Consider the following 7,084-nt stretch of genomic DNA (forward strand, 5'->3'; position numbering starts at 1 on the left):
TGCCGAGGAGCAATATGCTTCTCGGCTTTCTAGTTCCCTACCTTCCTATTTGAATACTTCTAACATTCCATCTGAGGTCAAGGCAATAACATTGGACTTCTGATCGATGACATCGATAATCGCTTTACTGCTGGCGCCGCCATAAGCTTGGCGAGGTTCTGCTTGCCAGGTCTTCACTTCAGTTCCTTTTTTAATATTAAATTTACTGATGACGCCTTGGAAAGTGCCAAGCGTTAGGTATTTCTCATCATCAGAAAAATCAGCGCTGGTGTAATTAATATATCGATTCTTAAACTTGAATTTACTTTTCCCGGTTTTGGTATCCCAAACCAGAGCATCTTCGCGTTGTGAGGTGGTAAAGGCGAGCTTACCAGAATCAGATATTGCAGCAGTCTTGATCTGATTGTTCAGGCTCAAGGCGTATTGCTCTTTGCCTGTTTTCAGGTTCCAAATCTTTGCAATGTTATCATCACCGGCACTAATACCTACTGCACCGTCTTCACTGAGGTCGGTAGCCCGTATTGGTGCGTTATGCTTAAAGCTGTGTATGGCCATACCTCGATCAAGGTCAAAGTGATTGACCGTACCATCTCTCAGGCCTAGCAATGCTCGTCGCCCATCTTGGTTTAAGCTAATCGCTTCGATTCGATCGGCTGCTTGCCAGAACTGTAGGGACTTACCATTCGTAGCGTCCCATAGCACTAAGTCTTTTTCTTGGCAGGTTACGGCTCTCTTACCGTCACCGGAAACCGCTGAGGCCCGGATGGATGAGTATTCGCCGCTTTTATGATTCCAGTCATAGAGGCGCTCTTTCTTTTTGGTGTTCCAAAAGCTCCCGCCATGATGAACCGATCCGATGACCGCAAGGTATCCGTTAGGGCTGAGTTCGCCGCTTAGTAAGCCTTGAGTCGCAAGCTGTTTACTGCTAGTGGGGCCTTCCGCGCATGCGGCAAGTGCCAGACTGAGTAAAAGGGTAGAAGTTTGTTTTTTAAACACCGATAGACCTGATAGATTTGATTCGATTTTAAAAGGACGTCATTACATCTTTAGTATAGTCAGAGACGAGGAAAAAGAGAGAATAAATATGATCTGGAGGGGAAGCGCATAATATAGCCAGAATTAAGAAGTTCTGGCTATCGCTCAGGAGTTCATTTAGAACTAAGCGGTTGTGTCTGCGTGCACCGCGTGAAGTGCTTCAATCAGCGTGTCTTCAAGCTCAAAGCGCTCTTCAAGGGTTTTTCCTAAGGAGTCGAGCTCTTTAATAAGGCCTTCGATGCCATCGTCGACTTTATGTATATCGTCGAAGCGATCGTTAAACGCTAGAGATTGTTCGGTGGACATTACAATGCGAGGAAGGATTTTCTTTGCAAGCTCAAGTCCACCGTCATCATACTCTGCTGCCTCGGCAACGAGTTGCTCGTAGACTTCGAAGTGTCCGACCGAAACATAGTCGACCAATATCTGGCAAAACGATTGGAACTTCTCTGCTTTATTTTCTTGAGAGCTGCCTGGGTTTACAGATAGATCGCACAGGCTGACAATAAGCGCTTGCCTTTCCTTAAGCCATTTATCGATTAAGTCGTTTACTCCACCCCATCGCTCTGCAGCATTCTTGCAATTCTCGAGCATTCATTAACCCCTTTCTACTACATTATCGTTTCGAGACTTGTTGTACCTTGTCGGTACTTAGCTAGCTCGTTTCGTTTAAGTAATTGTTGTTTGTAGCTTGCTTGGCTACCTGTTTATTATCATTTTACTTTTGCAGATGAAAAACAAAATGTTTTGCGTATTGTTCGGTAAGCTTTGTGCTTACTTCTGTAACAAATAGCGTGTAGTCATGAAACTAACTAATTTGTTTAATGCTCGCAACAGTTTATTTGTTATCTTTCTTAAATAATATACTCAAGCCGATTATTGCAAAGCAAATAAACGCCAATAAGCTCCAGCCTGGGATTGATAGACTCATGAAGGTCCACTGAACTTTTGCGCAATCGCCTGTGCCTCGTAGGGCCATCTCGATTACTTCCAATAAGGGAAACACTTCGAGCATATAATCGATGCCGGGGCCGCATGCGGGGACCTGGTCTTCGGGTAAGCTTTGTAGCCACAATTGTCGAATAGCAACAGCGGCACCACCCACAGATAAGAGTGCTGCGAGGAATGCGTAGATGGACGAAGCGATCTTTCCTGCATTATGGATTGCACCGATCAGCGCAACGAGCCCAATGCCGCTAAAGAATACTCGTTGCATCATACACATTGGGCATGGGTCCATGCTGCTAAAAGGCTCAATGTAGGTGGCAGTGACTAATAGTGCCGCACAAGCGATAAAAATAAATAGAAAGCGTTGCTGTGAAGAAGGGAATGTCATGATCTTTGTTGCTCGTAAACTTGTAGTCGCTTTGCTTACCTTATAAAAGAGGTAAAGAGCGCGGTCAAAAATGTATTCTTCACTAGTGAGCCGCCTGAGTAAACAAATTTGTTTTTCTCTTAAGAGCTTGTAATGTCATATTAGGATAACAATGATAATTGCTTTGGTCTTGCGTTAAGAATGTCGGTGAAGGTGTTGCAGGCTGACTTTTCCAGCCTATAATTACTTCTTTAAGCAATTGATGACAGAGTGCAAATGAGTATAAAAGTTCCAGCGTTTTTTTTATTAATGCTATCGATGTGTGTAGCGATGCCTTTAGCAGCAGAAGATGAGGGTGAAGAGGGGGCGCCTGTATCGATTCAATATCATGACTTAACGCCACCGTTTGTCGCTAATTTTGGTAGTGACAATGGAAAGAAGCTAAAGTTTCTCAAGGCAGGTGTCTCAGTCAGAACATCGAGCGGCGCTGCGGTAAACGAAGTTATGAATCATGATGCTTTGGTTCGCCATCAGATCGTGATGCTTTTAAGTCGTCAGACTGAAGAAACACTCGGTACTTCAGCAGGTCAGGAGAAGGTTCGACTTGAAGCGTTAGAACTTGTGCAGCAGATTCTGGAAGAAGAAACGGGTGATGGGCAGATAGATGATCTCTTGTTTACCAGTTTTGTTGTTCAGAGATAAGGCTTAGCGACTTCTAAAGCGAAAATAAGAAAGGGGCCGTAGGGTAGAGAGCTTAGGCGATTTTGCCAACCCTTTCGTTCGGCTTATCCAGTTCGCATTTTTCGACGCCGTCTTCCCAGCCTGCTTCCCATGCAGCTTGCACTACTTCGCCAGAATAAGGGCACTGCTGAATATCTGCTCCCATCACTCCCGCCATATATCCCTGACGATAAGCTTTGTTTAGTGAGTCAATATCCCAGCATAAAGAAAAGTCTTGGGCCATTTGGCCACTCCTTTCATTAAGCTGCCTTGCACTTTTACAAGCATCATTGAGATAGCCATATTCAATACGCCACATGAGATGTAGAGCAGAATATAGCTTCCCGTTCGGCTAACAAAGTGGTTTGGCAACGCCATCCACATTAAGAATCCTTACTTATTCACAAAGCCTGAACATAAACTTAATGCTCAGAACGCTCTCCTACAAGCGTGAAATGCCTTATTTATATAATTTTATTTGGCGTGTAAGTCATCATTTTAAGATGAAACAATTAATGTGAGTGAACGCTTTTGATATCAAGACTGAGTTAGCGAGATACAAAAAGAACACCAACAGAAATACTCCGTTTCAAGCGTTAACAAAATTAACACAGGAGCGTACCTGCAACAATGACAGGATGGTCAAAAATGAGGGGAATTTCAGTTTTGTTTTACGACATGGAAAACGCTGCACAAAATTTATACTAAAACGTATCGGTGAACAGATGTGCAGCAAGTTTTGTGAAAGAGTCGTGAGAAAATCTAGAGTTATTGCGCCTGATAGTCCATTAGGTATCTATCGAAAGAAATACGATCACTACGCTTTATTTCTTCTGCTTGCTTAAACGACTCCTGCGCTTGTTTTTCAAACTGGCTGAATTGGTTTTGTGCTGGCTCAGCACTGAGTACCAATTGATGCTTCTTTGAAAGTTCTCCAGCGATCTCTAGCCAGGATAGAGACTCTTTCTTCATGACTGACAACACTTGAGCGGAGGGTGTTAGATCTGGTGTATCGAGTTTAGCTAGCTGTTCCTTTAGTGCCGACTTATAACGTTGGTCGCTCGTTGCCTGGTCTAGTACTTCGGCAAGACCTTGCATGCCTTTTAGAAGCTCAAGCCCCCAGCTACTTAGCGTTCGCTTTTGTGATTGGTCGGTGAGTTCAAGTCCTGGTCTTCTACCTTCATTGACGACCAGGTCAAAGTTACTATCGAGATATTCACATTCCTTATCGCCAATTACCGGAGAGTCCTGGAGTAAGCAAAAGCTCAGGAATATATCCATAAAGTCGACCTGTCTGTCAGAAATTCCCAATGGTAAAAATGGGTTCAAATCCAGGCAGCGTACCTCGATATATTCGACTCCGCGTTCGTTGAGTGCATGCCGTGGCGTTTCGCCTGACAGTGCACTGCGCTTTGGTCGGATTGAGCTGTAATATTCGTTCTCGATTTGCAGAATATTCGTATTGATCTGAAGGTAAGCGTCACCTTTCTTTAGCCCAAGCTCTTGGTATGGCGGGTAAGAAGTGTTAATGGCATCGCCAAGTGTATGGGTGAAGTTTTCCAGGCTGTTAAAGCAGATATTTAGCGATGATTGGGCGTTGTTGTGATAGCCGAGGTCTCCCATTCTGAGCGAGGTAGCATAAGGCTTATACAGCGTGCCCTTATCATCAAATGATTCGAGGCAGTGATTTTGGCCAGCGACAAAACTCTGGTCTAGGCAAGGCGACGCACCGAATAAATACATGAGTAGCCAAGAGTAGCGACGAAAGTTTCGAATCAGAGCGAAATATTGCTCCGACTTAAAGTCTTGTAGTGACTGCTCTTTATTGCCATGCGCTTCTTTTAGATTAAGCCAAAGGGAGTCATTGATCGAGAAGTTGAAGTGCAGGCCCGCAATGCTTTGCATGGTTCGGCCGTATCGATGGCCTAGACCTTCCCGGTAGACGTACTTCAAGCGTCCAATGTTGGAGTCGCCATATTCAGCAATACGAATGCTGTGCTCGCCATCAAGCTTGCAGGGCATGCTGCCAGACCAGAGAACTTCATTGCCAATATTGCTAGCAACAAACTTATGCGTATCTTGCAATGTTTTTAGCAGGCCTTCTCTAGAGTCTTCAACCGGTGTAATTAGCTCTAATAAAGCTTCCGAGTAATCAGTGGTAATGGAAGGGTGAGTCAGCGGATGGCCCAAGGCTTCAGGGTGATTTCTCTGCGAGATCGAAAATTCGCTATCTGCCCGAAGACCTTCTTTTTCTATGCCGCGTGAAATCGGTAAGCCCTGCTCTTTAATATGCTGTGCCAGGATCGTTAAGTCGCTCGGAGACAGGCCCGCATGAGCATTATTGTTGGTGTTTGAGGGCGCTGTCATGTGTTAATCCTATTGTGGGTGCGAGTTGTTTCGAAATAAGACCGCAGTATTATCATTTTACTTCAATTTAAGCTTACTAAAAGCATTGGCCATGGCGCCGGACATTGGTGCCTCGGTTTGCTTGGGTTTTCTATTCTGCTTGGCGTTGCTGTGCTTATTTTGATGTTCTGGGCTGCTTTGAGCTTTATCGTTCATTTGTGCTTCGTCGCCCATTCTCATACTCAGTGATATTCGTTTTCGTCTTGGATCAGCTTCCATGACTTTCACCTTTACGATATCACCTGTTTTGACAACGTCGCGAGGGTCTTTAACAAATTTGTCCGCCAGTGCCGAGATATGGACGAGACCATCTTGGTGCACACCAATATCAACGAAGGCTCCAAAGTGTGTCACGTTCGTTACCGCTCCCTCGAGCACCATGTTCGGCTTCAGGTCAGAGATTGTCTCGACGCCTTCTTTGTATTCTGCAAACTTAAACTCAGGGCGCGGGTCGCGACCGGGTTTGGCGAGTTCGCTGAAAATATCTTGAACAGTGATCAGGCCGCAGCTTTCACTAACAAAGTCGTTAGCTGATAGCTTCTTTAAAGTTCCGGCATTGCCTATAAGTTGTCCAATATCTTGCTGACTCTTCTGAGCAATGTCCTTCACTGTGGGATAAGATTCCGGATGGACTGCGGATGCATCTAGTGGGTTTTCACCATCAAGAATACGTAAGAATCCAGCGCATTGCTCGAATGCTTTTGGTCCAAGGCGTGGGACTTCTTTGAGTATTTTTCGAGAGTTGAAGCGTCCGTTACTATCACGGAATGCCACAATATTGCTGGCAATACTGGCATTCAGACCAGATACCTTTGCCAGCAATGGTGCAGAAGCCGTATTGACGTCGACACCGACAGCGTTAACACAGTCTTCGATGGTTGCCCCCAGGCTGCGGTTGAGCTGTACTTGGCTAACATCATGCTGGTATTGACCAACGCCAATGGCTTTAGGTTCAATTTTTACGAGCTCTGCCAGAGGATCTTGAAGACGGCGCGCGATCGATACAGCGCCTCGAATGGTGACGTCCAGATCCGGGAACTCATTTGCAGCTAATTCTGATGCAGAATAAACCGAGGCGCCGGCCTCGCTGACCATAATTCGGGTTAAAGCCAAGGCGGGGTAGCGTTTCATTACGTCGGCAGCCAGCTTATCAGTTTCACGAGAGGCAGTACCATTGCCAATGCTGAGCAGCTCAACGTGGTGTTTTTTACAGAGGGCGGCGATTATCTCGATAGATTCGTCCCACTGGTTTCTGGGGGCGTGAGGGTAGATTGTTGCGTGATCCAGTAATTTGCCTGTTTGGTCGATCACCGCCACTTTAACGCCAGTTCGCAGGCCTGGATCAAGGCCTAATGTTGCTTTCGCACCGGCTGGCGCTGCTAATAACAGATCTTTTAGGTTCTCTGCAAAAACATCGATGGCAACTTTTTCAGCTTGTTCTCTTAGCTTGCCAAGTAGTTCAGTCTCGATATGGTTGTTAAGTTTAACGCGCCATGTCCAGCGAACCACTTCTTTTAGCCACTTATCGGCTGCTCGGCCTTGGTCCTCAATATTGTAATAAGCGGCGACTTTGGCTTCACAGGGATGAATCGTTAAACGGTCACTTGC

7 protein-coding genes are annotated in these 7,084 nt (G+C 45.5%); 1 reads left to right on the forward strand and 6 read right to left on the reverse strand.

Annotation, left to right across the window (positions count from 1 at the left end):
• Positions 1-45 precede the first annotated feature (45 nt).
• From A3735_RS21915 to A3735_RS21925, 3 genes are all read right to left on the reverse strand, one after another.
• Positions 46-996 (reverse strand): WD40 repeat domain-containing protein, encoded by a 951-nt coding sequence (locus tag A3735_RS21915; protein WP_082885965.1) that lies wholly within the window; start codon positions 994-996, stop codon positions 46-48.
• A gap of 162 nt (positions 997-1,158) precedes the next feature.
• Positions 1,159-1,629 (reverse strand): Rsd/AlgQ family anti-sigma factor, encoded by a 471-nt coding sequence (locus tag A3735_RS21920; RefSeq protein ID WP_068511889.1) that lies wholly within the window; start codon positions 1,627-1,629, stop codon positions 1,159-1,161.
• Between the two features lie 244 nt (positions 1,630-1,873).
• Positions 1,874-2,371, reverse strand: a complete 498-nt coding sequence (locus tag A3735_RS21925) for a disulfide bond formation protein B (RefSeq protein WP_068511884.1) — start codon at positions 2,369-2,371, stop codon at positions 1,874-1,876.
• A 255-nt stretch (positions 2,372-2,626) separates the two neighbouring features.
• Here A3735_RS21925 and A3735_RS21930 point away from each other — a divergent pair, with 255 nt between their 5' ends.
• The gene (locus A3735_RS21930; protein ID WP_068514550.1) at positions 2,627-3,052 is read left to right on the forward strand and encodes a flagellar basal body-associated FliL family protein; all 426 of its coding nucleotides are present in this window, start codon (positions 2,627-2,629) and stop codon (positions 3,050-3,052) included.
• A 52-nt stretch (positions 3,053-3,104) separates the two neighbouring features.
• Here the strand turns inward: A3735_RS21930 and rmf are convergent, their stop codons facing one another.
• The 3 genes from rmf to A3735_RS21945 form a co-directional block, all read right to left on the reverse strand.
• On the reverse strand, positions 3,105-3,314 hold the full coding sequence (rmf, locus tag A3735_RS21935) for a ribosome modulation factor (RefSeq protein WP_068514633.1): 210 nt from the start codon (positions 3,312-3,314) through the stop codon (positions 3,105-3,107).
• 524 nt (positions 3,315-3,838) lie between these two features.
• The gene (gene gshA / locus A3735_RS21940) at positions 3,839-5,437 is read right to left on the reverse strand and encodes a glutamate--cysteine ligase (protein WP_068514553.1); all 1,599 of its coding nucleotides are present in this window, start codon (positions 5,435-5,437) and stop codon (positions 3,839-3,841) included.
• 57 nt (positions 5,438-5,494) lie between these two features.
• Positions 5,495-7,084 (reverse strand): helix-hairpin-helix domain-containing protein (locus A3735_RS21945; RefSeq protein ID WP_082885966.1); only part of this gene is annotated, 1,590 nt, incomplete at its 5' end.

This window comes from Oleiphilus sp. HI0061 (assembly GCF_001635675.1).

Excerpts from the sequence above, each read along its gene's own strand:
- gshA (WP_068514553.1), bottom strand. The coding sequence starts at position 5,437 with ATGACAGCGCCCTCAAACACCAACAATAATGCTCATGCGGGCCTGTCT.
- rmf (WP_068514633.1), bottom strand. The coding sequence starts at position 3,314 with ATGGCCCAAGACTTTTCTTTATGCTGGGATATTGACTCACTAAACAAA.
- A3735_RS21920 (WP_068511889.1), bottom strand. The coding sequence starts at position 1,629 with ATGCTCGAGAATTGCAAGAATGCTGCAGAGCGATGGGGTGGAGTAAAC.
- A3735_RS21925 (WP_068511884.1), bottom strand. The coding sequence starts at position 2,371 with ATGACATTCCCTTCTTCACAGCAACGCTTTCTATTTATTTTTATCGCT.
- A3735_RS21930 (WP_068514550.1), top strand. The coding sequence starts at position 2,627 with ATGAGTATAAAAGTTCCAGCGTTTTTTTTATTAATGCTATCGATGTGT.